Genomic DNA, 20,052 nt, shown 5'->3' on the forward strand with positions numbered 1-20,052 from the left:
CATTCCGCCATGCGGGCGTGACTGTGCCGTGACAGTCACGAGACGTTCTTATTACGGCGTGCAAGCCGTGTTCAGGGGTGAATTTTCACGCGGCGCGGTGCGGCCGGCCGTAACGGTCCGCGTGCGTCGAAACCGCTGGCCGTCGGCATGCGCGTGGAACGCGCGGTGCGGGCGCTATGCGGCTGGTATGCAGGCGTTAGCGCGGCAGCGCGACGATGCGGGTGCGCGCGAGCAGGTCGTGCGGGAACTGGCGCGTAGGGTTCAGCCGAGCGGCACCGGCCCAGATGGCGATCCACGCGCCGGCAAGCGCCAGCGTGACGGGCACCGACAGGCCGAGAAGCGGATGCAGCGCGAGCGGCGGCAGGAACCACAGCCAGCCGAACGCGTAGCGGACGAGCGCATGCCCGGCGGTCAGCGGCCGGCCGGCAGCCGACTCGATCCGCAGGCGCCATGTCTTCATCGGCAGCGTCTGGCCGCCGTGGGTCCAGAACCAGACGAAATATGCGCCGACGACGAGCGCGATCCACGCGGCAAGCAGGTTGTGATGGACGAGGCCGTTGCGCTGCTGCGTCGCGAGGCTGAACGCGAGGCCGGCGAAGAACACGATGCCGAACAGCAGCACGCCCTCGTACAGCATCGCGGCGAGGCGCCGCCGGACGGACGGCGGGGCGGCGAGCACGGTGGAGTTCACGGGGGCGTGCGGCACGGCCGCTCAGGATCCCTTGAACAGCGACGGCGCGTCGGCGGGCGACACGGGCGTGACCGTGGCCGGCACCGGCGTGGTGCCCGAGGTGGACGAAGCGACGGCTGGCGGCGCGGCGGCCGCACCGCTCGATGCGGGCTGCGGCTGCGGCACGACATTCGGGTTGCTGGCCGGATGGTCGTGCGCGTTGACGAGGCGGCGGACGTCGCGGTCGCCCTTGCCGGTCGGCGGCGCGCTGACGACGGAGGGCCGGCGGCGGCGCTCGACGGCCGCGAGGCGCTCCTTCTGCTCCTCGGGCAGTTGCTGGTAGGCCTTCCATGCGCGCTCGCGTGCCTGTGCGGACAGCCCCTTCGCGACCTGGTAGTTTTCGCGCGCGACGCGGCGCTGATCGGGCGTCATCTTGACCCATTCGGTCATGCGCTCCTGCAGGCGCTTTTGCTCGTCAGGCGTCATCTTCGGGAAACGCGACGCGATCTTCAGCCATTTCCGCTTGCGTGCGTCGCTGAACGAATCCCATTGTTCGGCGAACGGCGCGAGCGCGACGTGCTGCGCGGGCGACAGGCGCGCCCACGACAGCGGGCCGCTCGCCGCGGGGAGCGGCGCGAGATCGGTGGTGAGCGCGATGGCGGCGGACGCGATGGCGGGCGCGCCGGTCGCGGCGGCGACCGCCGCGGGTTCCGGGTGAAAGCGCGAATACGTGGCGACGTAGGCGATGGCGATCGCGATCACGCATCCGAAGAATACGGCCAGGCCGTGTTTCTGACTCACCCGTGCGGTCCCCTCGTTGCGTATTGGTTTAGTGGGCGTGCGAAAGATACGCGTTGAACCCGTGATCGAGATAAGCGTTGAGCGGCAGGTCGTCGCTGAGCATCGCCGCGTCGATGTCGGCCAGCTCGGCGGTGCGCTGCATGTCTTCCCAGTACGCGATGCCGACGAGCCCTGCGAGCAGCAGCGCGAGCGGCCACGCGCGCAGCAGGCGGCGCGCGAACGACGCCGGCGGGCCGGCAGGTGCGCGGACCGGCCCGTACGCACCGGCCGCGCCCGCCAATGCGGGCACGAACACCGGCGCCGTTGCGGGCTCGGGTTTCTTGCGCGCGAGCGCAGCCCGGCGGGCCGCAGCCAGTCGGTCGGTGGTGGCAGCAGGCAGCGCGGCGGAACGCTCGTCGAGCGCGCGGCGCACCTTCAGCGCGAATTCGAGTTCTCGGTTTGCGGGATTGGAGCTCATAGCGTGATTCCTTTGGCCTTGAGCGCGTGTGCCAGCGTATGGGTGGCTCGCGAGCAGTGCGTCTTGACGCTGCCTTCGGAGCACCCCATTGCGGCGGCAGTCTCGGCGACATCCATATCTTCCCAGTAACGCATCAGGAACGCTTCCCGTTGACGCGCCGGAAGTTTCTGGATTTCTTCGTCGATCAGGGCCAGGACCTGCTCCCGTTCGAGCTGGTGCTCGCTGCTCTCGACGCCCGGGGTCTGGTCCGCCGATTCGAGCGTCTCTAGGGGGTCGAAGTCTTCGTCGTCCGTATTGTTGAGCGACGAAAAGAGCGTGACCCAGGTGTTGCGGACCTTTTGCCGGCGGAACCAGTCGTGGATCGTGTTCTGCAGGATCCGCTGGAACAGCAGTGGCAACTCGGCGGCCGGGCGGTCGCCGTATTTTTCTGCCAGCTTGATCATCGCGTCCTGCACGATGTCGAGCGATGCGTCGTCGTCGCGTACCGCGTAGGCAGCCTGCTTGAACGCGCGCCTTTCGACGCCCGCCAGAAAGTCGGCGAGTTCCTTGTCTGATGCCATTCCGTGAAGGTATGCGCTGCGGACTGCGGCGTGAAGAGGGTCGAAAAATTTCGTAAAACCCGCGGATGCTAACAAATTTTCGCGATGCTTGACACCGGGGCCGGATCCGCGCGTTGTGCGCGAGCCGCGATATGCGGGCGCAGCCGGATGTCGATGGTGCGCTGCGGGACATTTCACTTGACGGCGTCCGCGCGACCCGCTATCGTCGTCCGTTCGCAACATAAGTGATGGTCTCATTTGAGGCTGGCCCAAGAAGCCCGCCCTTCAAACTGGACGCGCCGCTTGAACCCGAGCCACAAGCCCGGCAGAGAGCACCCGATCAATTTTTTGCCGAAAATTCGATAGGTCAACGATGAACATGCCCAGCGCGGAATTCTCCACGTCGGAACCCCTTTCTCCTCCCGATAGCGACTCGATCGGCGCCACCGTGCTCATGAAGGCACTGGCCGACGAAAACGTCGAATTCATCTGGGGCTACCCCGGCGGCTCGGTTCTCTATATCTACGACGAGCTCTACAAGCAGGACAAGATTCAGCACGTGCTGGTGCGCCACGAGCAGGCGGCCGTGCACGCAGCCGACGCGTATGCGCGTTCCACCGGCAACGTCGGCGTCTGTCTCGTGACGTCCGGCCCCGGCGTCACCAACGCGGTGACCGGCATCGCGACGGCCTACATGGATTCGATCCCGATGGTCGTGATCAGCGGCCAGGTGCCGACTGCGGCGATCGGCCAGGACGCGTTCCAGGAATGCGACACGGTCGGCATCACGCGTCCGTGCGTGAAGCACAACTTCCTCGTGAAGGACGTGCGCGAACTCGCCGAAACGGTCAAGAAGGCGTTCTACATCGCGCGCACCGGCCGCCCGGGCCCGGTGCTGATCGACATCCCGAAGGACATCTCGAAGACGCCGTGCGAGTACGTGCCGGTCAAGAGCGTGTCGCTGCGTTCGTACAACCCGGTCACGAAAGGCCACTCGGGCCAGATCCGCAAGGCCGTGTCGCTGCTGCTGTCGGCGAAGCGCCCGTACATCTACACCGGCGGCGGCATTATCCTCGCCGACGCGTCGCGCGAGCTGAACCAGTTCGCGGACCTGCTCGGCTACCCGGTCACCAACACGCTGATGGGCCTCGGCGGCTATCGCGCGTCGGACAAGAAATTCCTCGGCATGCTCGGCATGCACGGCACCTACGAAGCGAACATGGCGATGCAGCACTGCGACGTGCTGATCGCGATCGGCGCCCGCTTCGACGACCGCGTGATCGGCGACCCGGCGCACTTCGCGTCGCGTCCGCGCAAGATCATCCACATCGATATCGACCCGTCGTCGATCTCGAAGCGCGTGAAGGTCGATATCCCGATCGTCGGCGACGTGAAGGAGGTGCTGAAGGAACTGATCGAGCAGCTGCAGACGGCCGAGCACGGCCCGGACACCGAAGCGCTCGCGCAATGGTGGAAGGACATCGAAGGCTGGCGCGCGAAGGACTGCCTGAAGTACGACCGTGAAAGCGAGATCATCAAGCCGCAGTACGTGGTCGAGAAGGCGTGGGAGCTGACGGACGGCAACGCGTTCGTGTGTTCCGACGTCGGCCAGCACCAGATGTGGGCCGCGCAGTTCTACCGCTTCAACAAGCCGCGCCGCTGGATCAATTCGGGCGGCCTCGGCACGATGGGCTTCGGCCTGCCGGCAGCGATGGGCGTCAAGATGGCGCACCCGGACGACGACGTGCTGTGCATCACGGGCGAAGGCTCGATCCAGATGTGCATCCAGGAACTGTCGACCTGCCTGCAGTACGACACGCCCGTGAAGATCATTTCGCTGAACAACCGCTACCTCGGCATGGTCCGCCAGTGGCAGCAGATCGAATACAGCAAGCGCTATTCGCATTCGTACATGGATGCGCTGCCGGATTTCGTGAAGCTCGCCGAGGCTTACGGCCACGTCGGCATGCGTATTGAAAAGACTGCGGACGTCGAGCCGGCGCTGAAGGAAGCGCTGCGCCTGAAGGACCGCACCGTATTTCTCGACTTCCAGACCGATCCGACCGAAAACGTCTGGCCGATGGTCCAGGCCGGCAAGGGCATCACCGAGATGCTGCTCGGATCGGAAGACCTGTAACGGCGCGACGCGCGCCCGGCCGCGGGCGGCCGCCTTCACGAAGGGCGGCGCGGCACGCGGCGGTGCGCGACGCAGGCTAATCGACACGGATATATTCTGGAAGAAGCGAACATGAGACACATCATTTCCGTCCTGCTGGAAAACGAACCGGGCGCGCTGTCGCGCGTGGTCGGTCTGTTCTCCGCACGCGGCTACAACATCGAAACCTTGACGGTGGCGCCGACCGAAGACCAATCGCTGTCGCGGCTCACCATCGTTTCCATCGGCTCCGACGACGTGATCGAACAGATCACGAAGCATCTGAACCGCCTGATCGAGGTGGTGAAAGTGGTGGACCTGACCGACGGTGCACACATCGAACGCGAGCTGATGCTGATCAAGGTACGTGCAGTGGGCAAGGAGCGCGAAGAGATGAAGCGGATGTCGGATATTTTCCGGGGCCGCATCATCGACGTGACCGAAAAGACCTACACGATCGAATTGACGGGCGCGAGCGACAAGCTCGACGCATTCATCCAGGGGCTGGACGCGGGCGCGATCCTCGAGACCGTGCGCACCGGCAGCTCCGGCATCGGACGCGGCGAGCGCATCCTGAAGGTGTGATGCCAGAGAGGCACGCCGGGTGCGCCGTCATGTCCCGGCCCGCAGTACTCAATCGAACGAATTTTTGAATATCTGAATTAGCGAAGGAACAATCATGAACGTTTTCTACGACAAAGACGCCGATCTCTCCCTCATCAAGGGCAAGCAAGTCACGATCATCGGCTACGGCTCGCAAGGCCACGCACACGCGCTGAACCTGAAGGACAGCGGCGTGAACGTGACGGTCGGCCTGCGCAAGGGCGGCGCGTCGTGGAGCAAGGCCGAGAACGCCGGCCTCGCGGTGAAGGAAGTCGCCGAAGCCGTGAAGGGCGCCGACGTCGTGATGATGCTGCTGCCGGACGAGCAGATCGCCGACGTGTACGCGAAGGAAGTGCACGCGAACATCAAGCAGGGCGCGGCGCTCGCATTCGCGCACGGCTTCAACGTCCACTACGGCCAGGTGATCCCGCGTGCGGACCTCGACGTGATCATGGTCGCGCCGAAGGCGCCGGGCCACACGGTGCGCGGCACCTACTCGCAGGGTGGCGGCGTGCCGCACCTGATCGCGGTTGCACAGAACAAGTCGGGCGCGGCGCGCGACATCGCGCTGTCGTACGCAGCAGCGAACGGCGGCGGCCGTGCCGGCATCATCGAGACGAACTTCCGTGAAGAGACGGAAACCGACCTGTTCGGCGAGCAGGCCGTGCTGTGCGGCGGTACCGTCGAGCTGATCAAGGCCGGTTTCGAGACGCTGGTCGAGGCAGGCTACGCGCCGGAAATGGCGTACTTCGAGTGCCTGCACGAGCTGAAGCTGATCGTCGACCTGATCTACGAAGGCGGCATCGCGAACATGAACTACTCGATCTCGAACAACGCCGAATACGGCGAGTACGTGACGGGCCCGCGCGTCGTCACGGAAGAGACGAAGAAGGCGATGAAGCAGTGCCTGACCGACATCCAGACCGGCGAATACGCGAAGAGCTTCATCCTCGAGAACAAGGCCGGTGCGCCGACGCTGCAGTCGCGCCGCCGCCTGACGGCCGAGCACCAGATCGAGCAGGTCGGTGCGAAGCTGCGTGCGATGATGCCGTGGATCGCGAAGAACAAGCTCGTCGACCAGTCGAAGAACTAAGCTCCGCGTGCTGTTCCGGCCCTTCGAGTGGAGGGTCGGTTTCAAAAAGCCGTCCGAAGGCAGCAGTGCCCCGGGCGGCTTTTGTTATGCTACGGGCTTTGCAATTCACCGAATACAGAACGAATCCATGAACTATCCTCATCCGATCATCGCGCGCGAAGGCTGGCCGTTCATCGCGATTGCAGCTGTCGTCGCGCTGTTGATCCATGCCGTCGGGGGCTTCGGCTTCGCGTGGCCGTTCTGGCTGCTGGTCGTCTTCGTCGTCCAGTTCTTCCGCGACCCGCAGCGCCCGATCCCGGCACAGCTGAACGCGGTGCTGTGCCCGGCCGACGGCCGCATCGTCGCGGTCGAGACCGCGCAGGACCCGTACGCGAACCGCGAAGCGCTGAAGATCAGTGTGTTCATGAACGTCTTCAACGTTCACTCGCAGCGTTCGCCGGTCGACGGCGCGGTGACCAAGGTCGAGTATTTCCCGGGCGCGTTCCTGAACGCGGCGATCGACAAGGCATCGACCGAGAACGAGCGCAATGCGGTCGTGATCCAGACCGCGAGCGGCAAGACCGTTACCGCCGTGCAGATCGCCGGCCTCGTCGCGCGCCGCATCCTGTGCTATGTGCGCGCTGGCGAGCCGCTGTCGCGCGGCCAGCGCTACGGCTTCATCCGCTTCGGTTCGCGCGTCGACGTGTACCTGCCGATCGGCAGCCGCGCGAAGGTGTCGATCGGCGAGAAGGTCTACGCGTCGTCGACGATCCTCGCCGAGCTGGAACAGTAAGCGACGGGGCGCACGATGGCCGCATTCAAACCGCGCCGGCCGCGCAACGGCAACACCCAGGTGCCGCGGCCGTTCCGCCGTAACAAGTCGATCTCGCCGGATCCCGCGCCGCTCGAAAGCCGCCGTGTCGCGCGCCAGCAGTTCCTGAAGACGCGCGGCATCTACCTGCTGCCGAACGCGTTCACGACCGCCGCGCTGTTCTGCGGGTTCTTCGCGGTCGTGCAGGCGATGAACGTGCGCTTCGAGATCGCCGCGATCGCGATTTTCGCGGCGATGGTGCTCGACGGGATGGACGGACGGGTCGCACGGATGACGCACACGCAAAGCGCGTTCGGCGAGCAGTTCGACAGCCTGTCCGACATGGTGTCGTTCGGCGTCGCGCCGGCGCTCGTGATGTACGAATGGGTGCTGAAGGATCTCGGCCGCTGGGGCTGGCTCGCCGCGTTCGTCTACTGCTCGGGTGCCGCGCTGCGTCTCGCGCGCTTCAACACGAACATCGGCGTCGTCGACAAGCGCTTCTTCCAGGGGCTGCCGAGCCCGGCCGCCGCGGCGCTGATCGCCGGCTTCGTGTGGCTTGCGACCGACAACCGCGTGCCGATGAAGCTCGGCTGGCTGCCGTGGGTCGCATTCGTGCTGACCATCTACGCAGGCGTCACGATGGTGTCGAACGCGCCGTTCTACAGCGGCAAGGCGCTCGACGTGCGCCATCGCGTGCCGTTCGCGGCGACGCTGCTGGTCGTCGTCGCGTTCGTGCTGGTGTCGTCCGATCCGCCGCTGATGCTGTTCTGCCTGTTCGTGCTGTACGGGCTGTCCGGCTACGTGTTCTGGGCCTACATGGCGGTGCGCGGGCGCCCGAATCCGGCGCGCTCGTCGCAGCGCGAGCATTGATGCGCAATGCGTGCAATACGCGCCTGAGCGGCGGCCTGCGGGCCGCCGTTTTTATTTGCCCCTTTTTGATGCGCGCTTCGGGCGCCGTCCGATTGCGCGCCCCGCGGAATGCCGCTATAGTCTTCGGCATGACTGCGTTTTCCCGCCTCTCCCTCCTTCCAGCCGGTGCGCCGCTATGCGCGCTAGCGCTAGCGCGCCTGCCGCGCTGATCGTTTTCGCCCCCCGTCCAGGCTCGTCTGTCGTTCAGCGTCGCCAGCGGTGGCGCAAACCCGTCTCGTTGTACCCCCGAACAAAGAGCCTTGGAGCACCCCATGACAGACAAGCTGATCATTTTCGATACGACGTTGCGTGACGGCGAGCAGTCGCCCGGCGCGTCGATGACGAAGGAAGAGAAAATCCGGATCGCGAAACACCTCGAACGGATGAAGGTCGACGTGATCGAGGCTGGCTTCGCGGCCAGCTCGAACGGCGACTTCGACGCGATCCACACGATCGCGGGCCTCGTGAAGGACAGCACGATCTGCTCGCTGGCGCGGGCGAACGACAAGGACATCCAGCGTGCGGCCGACGCGCTGAAGCCGGCCGAGAGCTTCCGGATCCACACGTTCATTGCGACGTCGCCGCTGCACATGGAGAAGAAGCTGCGGATGACGCCCGACCAGGTGTTCGAGCAGGCGCGTCTCGCGGTGCGCTTCGCGCGCAAGTTCACCGACAACGTCGAATTCTCGCCGGAAGACGGTAGCCGCTCGGACATGGATTTCCTGTGCCGCGTGCTGGAAGCCGTGATCGCCGAAGGCGCGACGACGATCAACATCGCCGACACGGTCGGCTACGGCGTGCCGGAGCTGTACGGCAACCTCGTGAAGACGCTGCGCGAGCGCATTCCGAACTCGGACAAGGCGATCTTCTCGGTGCACTGCCACAACGACCTCGGGATGGCGGTCGCGAACTCGCTCGCCGGCGTGAAGATCGGCGGCGCGCGGCAGGTCGAATGCACGATCAACGGTCTCGGCGAGCGCGCGGGCAACACGTCGCTCGAGGAAATCGTGATGGCCGTGAAGACCCGCAAGGACTATTTCGGTCTCGACGTCGGCATCGACACGACGCAGATCGTGCCGACGTCGAAGCTCGTGTCGCAGATCACCGGCTTCGTCGTGCAGCCGAACAAGGCAGTGGTCGGCGCGAACGCGTTCGCGCATGCGTCGGGCATCCACCAGGACGGCGTGCTGAAGGCGCGCGACACGTACGAGATCATGCGCGCGGAAGACGTGGGCTGGACCGCGAACAAGATCGTGCTCGGCAAGCTGTCGGGCCGCAACGCGTTCAAGCAGCGTCTGCAGGAGCTCGGCATCGCGCTCGACAGCGAAGCCGAGCTGAACGCCGCATTCATGCGCTTCAAGGACCTGGCCGACCGCAAGTCGGAGATCTTCGACGAGGACATCATCGCGATCGTGTCCGAGGAAGCCGCGCAAGCCGCCGAGCAGGAGCACTTCAAGTTCGTGTCGCTCGCGCAGCATTCGGAGACGGGCGAGCAGCCGCACGCGAAGGTCGTGTTCGCGGTCGAAGGCAAGGAAGTGACCGGCGAGGCGCGCGGCAACGGCCCGGTCGATGCGACGCTCAATGCGATCGAAAGCGAAGTCGGCAGCGGCTCCGAGCTGCTGCTGTACTCGGTCAACGCGATCACGACCGGCACGCAGGCGCAGGGCGAAGTGACCGTGCGCCTGTCGAAGAGCGGGCGGATCGTCAACGGCGTCGGCACCGATCCGGACATCGTCGCGGCGTCCGCGAAGGCCTACATCGCGGCGCTGAACAAGCTGCACGCGAAGGACGACAAGCTGAATCCGCAGCGCTCGTAAGCGCGTCGCGCACGATCGAAACGCCCCGGGCGGCCGCGAGCCGCCCGGGGCGTTTTGTCATGCGGCGCTCATTCCGCGGCCGGCGCGCGGAACTGCCAGCGCCGCGCGGCCGGGTGGGGCGGCGGGGCCGGCCGGCGGAATTCGACCGCGATTCCGCGCCGCGGCGCATCCGCGACGAATGCGTCGAGCAGCTCGAGCACGTCATGGTCGATGTAGTCGGCGCGCGTTGCGTCGATGATCACCGCCGCGCGGTCCGGAATGTGCCGCAGATGGTGCTTCACCTGCACCTTGCCGAGAAACGACACGTCCTTGCGGAACGACAGCAGGTAGTGATCGTCGTGCTGCGCAAGCGTGACGGGGCTCTTCAGGTTCGCGACGGCCACCGTGAGGACGCTGCACGCGAGGCCGAGCGCGATGCCGAACAGCAGGTCGACGGCGAGCACGCCCGCGATCGTCGCGGCAAACGGCGCGAACGCGGCCGGCCCTTGCTTCATGACCGACCGGAACAGCGCGGGCTTCGCGAGCTTGAAGCCCGTATGGATCAGGATCGCGGCGAGGCTCGCGAGCGGGATCAGGTTGATGAGGCCCGTGAGCGCGAACACGCTGACGAGCAGCAGCGCGCCGTGGACGATCGCCGACATCCGGCTTTGCGCGCCCGCGTGGACATTCACTGAACTGCGCACGATCACCGACGTGATTGGCAGGCCGCCCACCGCGCCCGCGACGAGGTTGCCGACGCCTTGCGCCTTCAGCTCGCGATCGGGCTGCACCGGCCGGCGCTTCGGATCGATCTGCTCGACCGCTTCGAGGCTCAGCAGCGTCTCGAGGCTCGCGACGACGGCGAGCGTGATCGCCACCCGCCAGACGTCGGGATTCACGAGCTGCGCGAAATTCGGCCCCAGTTCCGCGTGCTTCAGCGACGCCGCCAATGCGGCAAACGACGCGAGTTCGGGCAGCGCGACGCGATGCGTGGCGCCCGGCGCGAACGCAGGTGCCAGCGCGCCGAGCACGAGCGTGGCGGCGATGCCGAGCACGACGACCGCGAGCGGCGCCGGTACCGCGCGCACCAGCGCGAAGCGGCGCAGCGCGGGGGTCTCCCATGAGATCAGCAGCGCGAGCGAGCCGAGCGCGATGGCCGCGGCCGTCCACGCGGCGGGCAGGCCTGGCAGCGCGGCAAGCGGCTGCGCAGCGGCGCCTCCGATGCCGAGTGCGAACGGGATCTGCTTGACGATCAGCAGCAGCCCGATCGCCGCGAGCATGCCCTTGATGACGGGCGACGGCACGTACGCGGCGAAACGGCCGGCGCGCAGCATCCCGAAGGCGAACTGCAGGACGCCGGACAGCAATACCGCGAGCAGGAACGCGGAAAAGCTGCCGAGCTGCGCGATCCCTTCGACGACGATCACGACGAGTCCGGCGGCGGGGCCGCTGACCGACAGCGACGAGCCGCTCAGCAGCGCGACGACGAGCCCGCCGACGATGCCGGACACGAGCCCGGCGAATGGCTCGACGCCGGACGCGTTGGCGATGCCGAGACACAGCGGCAGTGCGACGAGGAACACGACGATGCCGGCGACGATGTCGCGCGGCAGGGTGAACAGACGCTCGTTCAGATTCATGATGGGGAGGGGTTCCGTTGGCGTATCGGAGCGGGGCGCGATCAGCCGAGCGCCGGCACGGGGGCGGCTTGTACGGCCGCGTCGTGGGCCGGCCGGGCCGCGTAACCGGAGTCGAGCTCCTTCAGGCGGCCGTCCGCGAGCGAGAAGATCCAGCCGTGCACGAGCGGCGGCCGTTCGCGGTCGCGCACGATCGGCGATGCGCGCAGCGCGCGGACCTGTTCGAGCACGTTCAGCTCGGCGAGACGGTCGGCTGCGGCCGTGTCGTCGAGGCCTGCGAGCGTGTCGCGATGGCGCCGCGCGAGCGCGCATAGCGGCGCGATGCGGCGCGCGACGTGCGGCAGGCCGGCCGGCGGCGGCAGCAGCGATGCGCGTACGCCGCCGCAGCCGTAATGTCCGCACACGATCACGTGATCGACGTCGAGCACGCGCACCGCGTACTCGAGCACGCTCGCGCAGTTGTCGTCGTCGGGGTGGAACAGGTTCGCGATGTTGCGATGGACGAACAGGTCGCCGGGCGCGCTTTGCGTGATGGTCTCGGCCGGCACGCGGCTGTCCGCGCAGCCGATCCACAGCACGCGCGGGTTCTGGCCGCGCGCGAGCGCGTCGAAGAACCCGGGCGTGCGTTCGCGCGTTTCGCGGGCCCAGGCGATGTTGGCCACCAGCATGCTCTTGGGGCGATTCATGAGGACTCCTCTTTGATAATGGGAAAAAATAGCCGGCGAAATGGGTGGGGCGGAATGCTTTCTGAATTGAAAGGTTCAATAAGAACGGATATTAGGGGTATGCCCTGAGCGCCGGTGGGCGCTGAAACAAATTGTTGCAAATTAAGTTGAGATACTGGATTCAATGCACCATTGCGATGCATTAGATGTATTGCTGGTGCGATTTTCCGGCGAACCCAGGTGTGGCGGGGCATTCGGCCAATCCGGATCAATCGTTATTGGTCTGGAAAAGATTGCCGAAATATCGATTGAGTCGATTATTCAAGGTGGTAAAAAAGAAAGGCCAATCACGCATCAATTGGTGAATGGCCATTGCAGGGAATGCGCGAAAATCGCGCGATTTGTTCAGAAGAGATTGCGGCGGTCGGGATCGTGCAGCGGGTCGGGCGTCTTCTGCGTGAGCCGCAGGATGCCCTGCTGGTCGAAATAGAAGCTGTACATCATGTACCAGACGTTGTCCTCGAGGTAGCGGTAGGTCCACGCCTCGCGCTTCATCAGCGGGAAATAGGACGTCTCGACCGGGCGGCCGAAATTGACGAGCACGTCGGTCTTCGTCCATTTGCCGATCTCCGCGCGATAGAACTCGCTCGGCTGCAGCACCTGGCGCACGTTGACGATCTTGCCGGATCCGTCGACGTCGGCAGCGACCGTGAACTCGCCCATCGGCTGGGTCGGCCACATCAGGCGCTTGCCGCCGCCGGGCAGGTCGTAGATCTCGCGCGGCGGCCCCATGCGCGCGACGATCGCCGACTGGTCCTGGCCAGCCTGATATTGCTGCCACGGCTGCGCGCAACCGGCGAAGAGCGCCGCAGTGCAGGCGAGCAGCACCGGGAGACGATTACGCATGGGGTTCTCCAGAAAACACGGGAATACGCTTGTTGTATCACGGACCGTGCGCGCCGGCACATCGGCCGGAAAAAATCGGTGCGGGATCGCCGGCAGGCGCGCGCGCTTGCCCGCACGGGGCCGGCGAGCCTATGATCCGCGCTTCTCATGCAGATTCGGGAGCAGGAAAACCGATGCAGGTCTGGAAGCGTTGTGCGCTCGCATGGAGCGCGGGATGGCTGCTCGCGGCGTCCGCGTTCGCGGCGGGCGAGCCGGTGCGGATCGCACTGATCGAGGGGATGTCCGGTCCGTTCGCGAACGCGGGCGCCGCGGTCGAGCGCAACCTGCGGTTCGGCGTCGAGCAGGTCAACGCGGCCGGCGGCGTGAAGCTCGGCGACGGCCCGCATCCGCTCGAACTCGTCGTGCTCGACAGCAAGGGCAGCCCCGAAGAGGCGCTGGTCCAGCTGCGCGCGGCGGCGGACCGGCACATCGGCTTCATCGCGCAGGGCAACAGCTCGGCGGTCGCGGCCGCGCTCGTCGCGGCGCTGGACAAACAGAACGCGCGCAATCCCGACGCACGGATGCTGTTCCTCAATTACTCGGCCGACGACCCGGCGCTGACCGGTGCGCGCTGCAGCTTCTGGCACTTTCGCTTCGACGCGCACGCTGGGATGCGGATGGCGGCGCTCGCCGACGTGATGGCGCGCGACCGCGCACTGCGCAAGGTCTACCTGCTGAACCAGGACTACAGCTTCGGCCATGACGTCAGCACGCTCGCGCGGCAGGCGCTGGCGGCGCGGCGGCCCGACGTCGCGGTGGTCGGCGACGAATTCCATCCGATCGGGCGGATCAAGGATTTCGCGCCGTACGTCGCCAAGATCCGCGCGAGCGGCGCCGACGCGGTCGTGACCGGCAACTGGGGCAACGACCTGACGCTGCTCGTGAAGGCCGCGCGCGAGCAGGGGCTGAACGCGAGGTTCTACACGTTCTACGGCAACAGCCTCGGCGCGCCGGCGGCGCTCGGCGACGCGGGCGTCGGGCACGTGGTTGCCGTCGCGGACTGGCATCCGAACGCGGGCGGCGCGAAGTCGGACACGTTCTACCGCGCGTTCCGGACCCGTTTCCCGGCCGCGCAGGACGATTACCCGGTGCTGCGGATGAGCCTGATGATCGAGATGCTCGCGGCAGCGATGAACCGCGCGGGCTCGGCCGATCCGGTGGCCGTCGCGCGCGCGCTCGAAGGGCTGTCGTTCGACAACGGCTTCCATCCGTCGCGGATGCGCGCGCAGGATCACCAGCTGATCCAGCCCCTATACGTGATCGACATGGACAAGGCCGGCGCGCCGGGCGTGCGTTTCGACAACGAGGGCTCGGGCTACGGCTTTCGTACGGTGCTGGCGGTGCCGCAGCAGCAGACGGAGATGCCGTCCACCTGCTCGATGACGCGCCCGTGACAAACCGGTTCGGCGTGGCGCGGACTTGTGCTACAATGCCGCCCGGTTGTAAGTCAGGTTGTAAATCACGGCACGGCCATTCTTCCGTGTCCGCCTGTTCAGTTAGAAAGGAAATCAAATGTCTGTCGCAGATATCAAGAAGTCGGAAGTCGTTGCTCAGTTCGCCCGTGGCACCAATGACACGGGTTCGCCCGAAGTCCAGGTTGCGCTGCTGACCGCACGCATTACGGAACTGACGGGTCACTTCAAGACCCACGCGAAGGATCACCACAGCCGCCGCGGCCTGCTGCGCATGGTGAGCCGCCGCCGCAAGCTGCTCGACTACCTCAAGGGCAAGGATGCCGACCGTTACCGCGCGCTGATCGAGAAGCTCGGTCTGCGTAAGTAATCGGCGCGATTGCCGTCAGCAAGATGCCTGTGTCAGTGCGCTGATACAGGCATTTTGTTTTTGCGCGGTGCGTAGCGTCACGCGCACCGCGGGCTGCCAGGCCGTTTAGCGCCGGGCTGCCCGAACGGCCGATACCGGGGTCAGGATTTGTGTCATTCCAGCGCGCCGCTGCGCGAGCGCCGCGCTGGAATGGCATAAAAAACACACCTTGCTCCGGGTGAATCGGCCGGGACGCCGCCGCATCGGTTTGCCGGCGCGGCGAATGTTATGAACGAATCCAAAGGAGCAACCATGTCCATGTTCAACAAGGTCGTGAAGGAATTCCAGTGGGGCCAGCACAAGGTCCGCCTCGAAACCGGTGAAATCGCGCGCCAGGCAAGCGGCGCCGTGATCGTCGACGTCGAAGACACCGTCGTGCTCGCGACCGTCGTCGGCGCGAAGTCGGCGAAGCCGGGCCAGGATTTCTTCCCGCTGACCGTCGACTACATCGAGAAGACCTACTCGGCCGGCAAGATCCCGGGCGGCTTCTTCCGCCGCGAAGGCCGTCCGTCGGAGCACGAGACGCTGACGTCGCGCCTGATCGACCGTCCGCTGCGTCCGCTGTTCCCGGAAGGCTTCTACAACGAAGTGCAGGTCGTGATCCACGTGCTGTCCGTGAACCCGGAAATCCCGGCGGACATCCCCGCGCTGATCGGCGCGTCGGCTGCGCTCGCCGTGTCGGGCCTGCCGTTCAACGGCCCGGTCGGCGCCGCCCGCGTGGCCTACATCGACAATGCCTACGTGCTGAACCCGACGCGTGACCAGATCAAGGCGTCGAGCCTCGACCTCGTCGTCGCGGGTACGGAGCGCGCGGTGCTGATGGTCGAGTCGGAAGCGGACCAGCTGTCGGAAGAAGTGATGCTGGGCGCGGTCGTGTTCGGCCACGAGCAGATGCAGGTGGCGATCGACGCGATCCACGAACTGGTGCGCGAAGGCGGCAAGCCCGAGTGGGACTGGCAGCCGGCGCCGAAGAACGAGGCGCTGATTGCCCGCGTGACCGAGCTGGCGCAGAACGACCTGCTCGCCGCTTACCAGCTCCGCGACAAGCAGGCCCGCTCGACGAAGCTGAAGGAAGTCTACGCGGCGACCTCGGCGAAGCTCGAGGAAGACGCGCAGGCGGCCGGTGCGGTCGCGGCCGACAAGGCCACCGTCGGCAACGTCCTGTTCGACATCGAGGCGAAGATCGTCCGTTCGCAGATCCTGAACGGCGAGCCGCGCATTGACGGCCGCGACACGCGCACCGTGCGCCCGATCGAGATCCGCACGGGCGTGCTGCCGCGCACCCACGGCTCGGCGCTGTTCACGCGTGGCGAGACGCAGGCGCTCGTCGTCGCGACGCTCGGCACGAAGGGTGACGAGCAGATCATCGACGCGCTCGAAGGCGAATACCGCGAGCGCTTCATGCTCCACTACAACATGCCCCCGTTCGCGACCGGCGAAACGGGCCGCGTCGGCTCGCCGAAGCGCCGCGAAATCGGCCACGGCCGCCTTGCGAAGCGCGCGCTGGTCAAGTGCCTGCCGAGCGCCGACGAATTCGGCTACTCGATCCGCGTCGTGTCGGAAATCACCGAGTCGAACGGTTCGTCGTCGATGGCGTCGGTGTGCGGCGGCTGCCTCGCGCTGATGGACGCCGGCGTGCCGATGAAGGCGCACGTCGCGGGCATCGCGATGGGCCTGATCCTCGAAGGCAACAAGTTCGCGGTGCTGACCGACATCCTCGGCGACGAAGATCACCTCGGCGACATGGACTTCAAGGTCGCGGGCACCGAGCAAGGCGTGACCGCGCTGCAGATGGACATCAAGATCCAGGGCATCACGAAGGAAATCATGCAGGTCGCGCTCGCGCAGGCGAAGGAAGGCCGCATGCACATCCTCGGCAAGATGACGTCGGCAGTGGCGGGTGCGAACACGCAGCTGTCGGAATTCGCACCGCGCATGATCACGATCAAGATCAACCCGGAAAAGATCCGCGACGTGATCGGCAAGGGCGGTTCGGTGATCCGCGCGCTGACCGAAGAAACCGGCACGACGATCGACATCTCGGATGACGGCGTCGTGACGATCGCGAGCACGAACAGCGAAGGCATGGCCGAAGCGAAGAAGCGCATCGAGAACATCACGGCCGAGATCGAAGTCGGCCAGGTGTACGAAGGCACGGTGCTGAAGCTGCTCGATTTCGGTGCGATCGTGAACCTGCTGCCGGGCAAGGACGGCCTGCTGCACATCTCGGAAATCGTCAACGAGCGCGTGAAGGACATCAACGACTACCTGAAGGAAGGCCAGCACGTCAAGGTCAAGGTGATCCAGACGGACGAGAAGGGTCGCGTGCGCCTGTCGGCGAAGGCGCTCCTGAACGAGGCGGCGGCAGCGTCGCAATCGGATACGCCGCCGCAGCAGTAAGCGGACGGGTGGTCGAACGGCCGGCAGTGCGAAAGCGCGCCGGCCGTTTTTTCTGTAGCATCGGTACGCGCGTAGCAGGCGCGCGCAGTAGGCCAGCGATCCGTCCGTGCCGCGTATTGGGCGCGCAATCCGATCCCGTTCCTGGAGCCACGTACATGCAAGCCATCGAAATCACCGAATTCGGCGCCCCCGACGTTCTGAAGCTCGCCGAGCGTCCGAGCCCCGAGCCGCAGCGCGGCGAGGTGCTGATCAAGGTGGCGGCATCCGGCGTCAACCGTCCGGACGTGTTCCAGCGCAAGGGCGCGTATGCGCCGCCGCCGGGCGCGTCGGACCTGCCGGGCCTCGAGGTCGCGGGCGAGATCGTCGCCGGCGACCTGTCCGATCCCGCGCTCAATCCGTTCGGCCTGAAGCTGGGCGATCGCGTGTGCGCGCTGCTCGCGGGCGGGGGCTACGCGGAATACGCAGTCGCGCCGCTGCCGCAATGCCTGCCGGTGCCGGACGGCCTGACCGACATCGAGGCCGCGTCGCTGCCGGAGACGTTCTTCACGGTGTGGAGCAACGTGTTCGACCGCGCGCAGCTCGGCGCGGGCGAAGGCGGCGCGCAGGAAACGCTGCTCGTGCAGGGCGGCTCGAGCGGCATCGGCGTGACGGCGATCCAGATCGCGCATGCGCTCGGCTTTCGCGTGTTCGCGACGGCCGGCAATGCGGACAAGTGCCGCGCGTGCGAGGCGCTCGGCGCCGAACGCGCGGTCAACTACAAGACCGAGGATTTCGTCGAGGTCGTGAAGTCGCTGACGCACGATCGCGGCGTCGACGTGATTCTCGACATGGTCGCGGGCGCGTACGTGCCGCGCGAGCTGTCCGCGCTCGCGGACGGCGGCCGTCTCGTGCTGATCGCGCTGCTCGGCGGCGCGAAGGCCGAGATCAACCTGAACGAGATCCTGCGCCGCCGGCTGACGGTGACCGGCTCGACGCTGCGGCCGCGCCCGGTGGAGTTCAAGGCGCGCATCGCCGCGCAGCTGAAGGCGCGTGTGTGGCCGCTGATCGGCGAGGGCCGCATCAAGCCCGTGATCTACCGCGTGCTGCCGGCCGCGGAAGCCGCGCAAGCGCATGTGTTGATGGAAAGCGGCGAGCATATCGGCAAGATCGTGCTCGATTGGGGCACGAACACCTGACGGGCGATGCTTGACATCCGCGGTTTGACCTGTTCCTGTACGGCGCAGTAAAATCGCCGGTTTGCTTCGCCAGATCAAACCTGACGGCCGGTTTTCGGTCCGTCGATGACGAGACAAACGATGTCGAAACAGAGAACAAAGCGTGTGATCGGCAACTGGAAGATGCACGGCCGGCTGGCCGGCAACCAGGCATTGCTGAACGAAGTGGTGCAGGGCGCAGATTCGGTGCCGGCGGAAACGGCGATCGGCGTGTGCGTGCCGTTCCCGTATCTCGCGCAGGTTCAGGGCCAGCTCGACGGCGGCCGTGTCGCATGGGGCGCGCAGGACGTATCCGCGCACGAACAGGGGGCGTACACGGGCGAGGTCGCCGCGGCGATGGTCGCGGAATTCGGCGCACGCTATGCGATCGTCGGTCACTCGGAGCGTCGCGCGTATCACGGCGAGCGCAACGAGACGGTTGCGGCGAAGACGCAGCGTGCGCTCGCCGCCGGGCTGACGCCCGTCGTGTGCGTCGGCGAGACGCTCGACGAGCGTGAGGCAGGGGCGACCGAGCAGGTCGTCGGCGCGCAGCTCGACGCGGTGCTGGTTGTGCTGACGGCCGACGAGGCCGCGCGTATCGTCGTCGCGTACGAGCCGGTCTGGGCGATCGGCACGGGCAAGAGCGCGACGTCGGCGCAGGCGCAGGACGTGCACGCGTTCCTGCGTGCGCGGCTCGCGGCAAAGGGTGCGGCCGACGTGTCGGTGCTGTATGGCGGCAGTGTGAAGCCGGACAATGCGGAAGAACTGTTTGCGCAACCGGACATCGACGGTGGCCTGATTGGCGGCGCGTCGCTGAAGGCGGAAGATTTTCTGGCGATCTGCCGGGCCGCGCGCTGAGCGGGCCGGGATCGAATTGAACCATGACGGCGGCCGGCGCGAACCGGTCGCCTGATCCAATCGGGTGGATGTGATGCTGTATTTGAAAACGCTGATTATTGTGGTGCAGGTGCTGGCTGCACTCGGTGTGATTGGTCTCGTGCTGCTGCAGCACGGCAAGGGCGCCGACATGGGCGCGGCTTTCGGCAGCGGTGCGTCGGGCAGCCTGTTCGGGGCAACGGGCTCGGCGAACTTCCTGTCGCGCACGACTGGCGTGCTGGCGACGATTTTCTTCGTCGCGACGCTCGCGCTGACGTACCTCGGTTCGTACAAGTCGCAGCCGTCGGCTGGCGTGCTCGGCGCGGCGGCGACCGCGCCGGCGTCGGCGCCTGCTGCGTCGGCGCCTGCCATTGCGGCGTCCGCGGCAGCGGGCTCGGCTGCGAGCGCGCCGGGTCAGGACGTCCCGAAATAAAAAATTAGTTTTTTTGCGTTTGTGCGTTGATCAATTCTGACAGTCAGGTTAGAATTTAATTCTTGAAGCGATTCGCGGGAAGCAATAGTTACAACCCGAGTTGCATGCAGTGCCGACGTGGTGAAATTGGTAGACACGCTATCTTGAGGGGGTAGTGGCGAAAGCTGTGCGAGTTCGAGTCTCGCCGTCGGCACCAAAGTTACTCAATGCCAGCCGCTTCCAGTGGCTGGCATTTTTCATTTGTGGGGTACGCTTGCGGTTGTCTTGCG

At 66.1% G+C, this 20,052-nt stretch carries 19 protein-coding genes and 1 tRNA gene; 13 read left to right on the top strand and 7 right to left on the bottom strand.

Annotation, left to right across the window (positions count from 1 at the left end):
- Nucleotides 1-196: 196 nt before the first annotated feature.
- The 4 genes from ACV229_RS13910 to ACV229_RS13925 are packed head-to-tail and all read right to left on the bottom strand — an operon-like array spanning nucleotide 197 to nucleotide 2,488.
- Nucleotides 197-706 carry an RDD family protein gene (locus tag ACV229_RS13910; protein WP_448083695.1) on the bottom strand — a complete coding sequence of 170 codons (510 nt, stop codon included), beginning with the start codon at nucleotides 704-706 and terminating at the stop codon, nucleotides 197-199.
- A 6-nt stretch (nucleotides 707-712) separates the two neighbouring features.
- A complete protein-coding gene (locus tag ACV229_RS13915) occupies nucleotides 713-1,471 on the bottom strand; it encodes a DUF3106 domain-containing protein (protein WP_448083696.1) in 759 nt (252 codons plus the stop codon).
- 28 nt (nucleotides 1,472-1,499) lie between these two features.
- A complete protein-coding gene (locus ACV229_RS13920) occupies nucleotides 1,500-1,928 on the bottom strand; it encodes a DUF3619 family protein (RefSeq protein ID WP_448083697.1) in 429 nt (142 codons plus the stop codon).
- Nucleotides 1,925-2,488: an RNA polymerase sigma factor gene (locus ACV229_RS13925; RefSeq protein WP_448083698.1), complete on the bottom strand. Its 564-nt coding sequence runs from the start codon at nucleotides 2,486-2,488 to the stop codon at nucleotides 1,925-1,927. The genes ACV229_RS13920 and ACV229_RS13925 overlap by 4 nt, the downstream gene beginning before the upstream one ends.
- Before the next feature lie 352 nt (nucleotides 2,489-2,840).
- Between ACV229_RS13925 and ACV229_RS13930 the strand changes: the two genes are divergently transcribed.
- The 6 genes from ACV229_RS13930 to ACV229_RS13955 all read left to right on the top strand — a co-directional run bounded on the left by ACV229_RS13930 (nucleotide 2,841) and on the right by ACV229_RS13955 (nucleotide 9,834).
- Nucleotides 2,841-4,604, top strand: a complete 1,764-nt coding sequence (locus ACV229_RS13930) for an acetolactate synthase 3 catalytic subunit (protein WP_448083699.1) — start codon at nucleotides 2,841-2,843, stop codon at nucleotides 4,602-4,604.
- A gap of 111 nt (nucleotides 4,605-4,715) precedes the next feature.
- Complete coding sequence (ilvN, locus tag ACV229_RS13935) at nucleotides 4,716-5,207, top strand: acetolactate synthase small subunit (protein WP_006398781.1); 492 nt, start codon at nucleotides 4,716-4,718, stop codon at nucleotides 5,205-5,207.
- Nucleotides 5,208-5,301: 94 nt separating this feature from the next.
- Nucleotides 5,302-6,318 (top strand): ketol-acid reductoisomerase, encoded by a 1,017-nt coding sequence (gene ilvC, locus ACV229_RS13940; RefSeq protein ID WP_448083700.1) that lies wholly within the window; start codon nucleotides 5,302-5,304, stop codon nucleotides 6,316-6,318.
- A 127-nt stretch (nucleotides 6,319-6,445) separates the two neighbouring features.
- The gene (locus ACV229_RS13945) at nucleotides 6,446-7,090 is read left to right on the top strand and encodes a phosphatidylserine decarboxylase (RefSeq protein WP_448083701.1); all 645 of its coding nucleotides are present in this window, start codon (nucleotides 6,446-6,448) and stop codon (nucleotides 7,088-7,090) included.
- Between the two features lie 15 nt (nucleotides 7,091-7,105).
- A complete protein-coding gene (gene pssA / locus ACV229_RS13950) occupies nucleotides 7,106-7,978 on the top strand; it encodes a CDP-diacylglycerol--serine O-phosphatidyltransferase (protein ID WP_448083702.1) in 873 nt (290 codons plus the stop codon).
- 311 nt (nucleotides 7,979-8,289) lie between these two features.
- Nucleotides 8,290-9,834 carry a 2-isopropylmalate synthase gene (locus tag ACV229_RS13955; protein ID WP_448083703.1) on the top strand — a complete coding sequence of 515 codons (1,545 nt, stop codon included), beginning with the start codon at nucleotides 8,290-8,292 and terminating at the stop codon, nucleotides 9,832-9,834.
- Between the two features lie 68 nt (nucleotides 9,835-9,902).
- Here ACV229_RS13955 and ACV229_RS13960 read toward each other — a convergent pair whose 3' ends face one another.
- From ACV229_RS13960 to ACV229_RS13970, 3 genes are all read right to left on the bottom strand, one after another.
- A complete protein-coding gene (locus tag ACV229_RS13960) occupies nucleotides 9,903-11,453 on the bottom strand; it encodes a SulP family inorganic anion transporter (RefSeq protein ID WP_448083704.1) in 1,551 nt (516 codons plus the stop codon).
- Between the two features lie 41 nt (nucleotides 11,454-11,494).
- Entirely contained in the window at nucleotides 11,495-12,136 is a 642-nt protein-coding gene (locus tag ACV229_RS13965; protein ID WP_448083705.1) for a carbonic anhydrase, read from the bottom strand.
- Between the two features lie 384 nt (nucleotides 12,137-12,520).
- Entirely contained in the window at nucleotides 12,521-13,021 is a 501-nt protein-coding gene (locus ACV229_RS13970) for a hypothetical protein (RefSeq protein ID WP_448083706.1), read from the bottom strand.
- A gap of 173 nt (nucleotides 13,022-13,194) precedes the next feature.
- Here ACV229_RS13970 and ACV229_RS13975 point away from each other — a divergent pair, with 173 nt between their 5' ends.
- The 7 genes from ACV229_RS13975 (at nucleotide 13,195) to ACV229_RS14005 (ending at nucleotide 19,979) form a co-directional block, all read left to right on the top strand.
- Nucleotides 13,195-14,454: a branched-chain amino acid ABC transporter substrate-binding protein gene (locus ACV229_RS13975; protein ID WP_448083707.1), complete on the top strand. Its 1,260-nt coding sequence runs from the start codon at nucleotides 13,195-13,197 to the stop codon at nucleotides 14,452-14,454.
- Nucleotides 14,455-14,572: 118 nt separating this feature from the next.
- Nucleotides 14,573-14,842, top strand: coding sequence for a 30S ribosomal protein S15 (gene rpsO / locus ACV229_RS13980; protein ID WP_038747271.1), 270 nt, complete (start codon nucleotides 14,573-14,575; stop codon nucleotides 14,840-14,842).
- Nucleotides 14,843-15,133: 291 nt separating this feature from the next.
- A complete protein-coding gene (gene pnp / locus ACV229_RS13985) occupies nucleotides 15,134-17,281 on the top strand; it encodes a polyribonucleotide nucleotidyltransferase (protein ID WP_448083708.1) in 2,148 nt (715 codons plus the stop codon).
- A gap of 155 nt (nucleotides 17,282-17,436) precedes the next feature.
- Nucleotides 17,437-18,456 carry an NAD(P)H-quinone oxidoreductase gene (locus ACV229_RS13990; RefSeq protein ID WP_448083709.1) on the top strand — a complete coding sequence of 340 codons (1,020 nt, stop codon included), beginning with the start codon at nucleotides 17,437-17,439 and terminating at the stop codon, nucleotides 18,454-18,456.
- Between the two features lie 120 nt (nucleotides 18,457-18,576).
- The gene (tpiA, locus tag ACV229_RS13995; protein WP_448083710.1) at nucleotides 18,577-19,332 is read left to right on the top strand and encodes a triose-phosphate isomerase; all 756 of its coding nucleotides are present in this window, start codon (nucleotides 18,577-18,579) and stop codon (nucleotides 19,330-19,332) included.
- Between the two features lie 73 nt (nucleotides 19,333-19,405).
- The gene (gene secG, locus ACV229_RS14000) at nucleotides 19,406-19,783 is read left to right on the top strand and encodes a preprotein translocase subunit SecG (RefSeq protein WP_448083711.1); all 378 of its coding nucleotides are present in this window, start codon (nucleotides 19,406-19,408) and stop codon (nucleotides 19,781-19,783) included.
- Between the two features lie 111 nt (nucleotides 19,784-19,894).
- Nucleotides 19,895-19,979: transfer RNA gene (locus ACV229_RS14005), tRNA-Leu, on the top strand.
- The last annotated feature ends 73 nt before the right edge of the window (nucleotides 19,980-20,052 follow it).

This window comes from Burkholderia sp. MR1-5-21, from assembly GCF_053427715.1.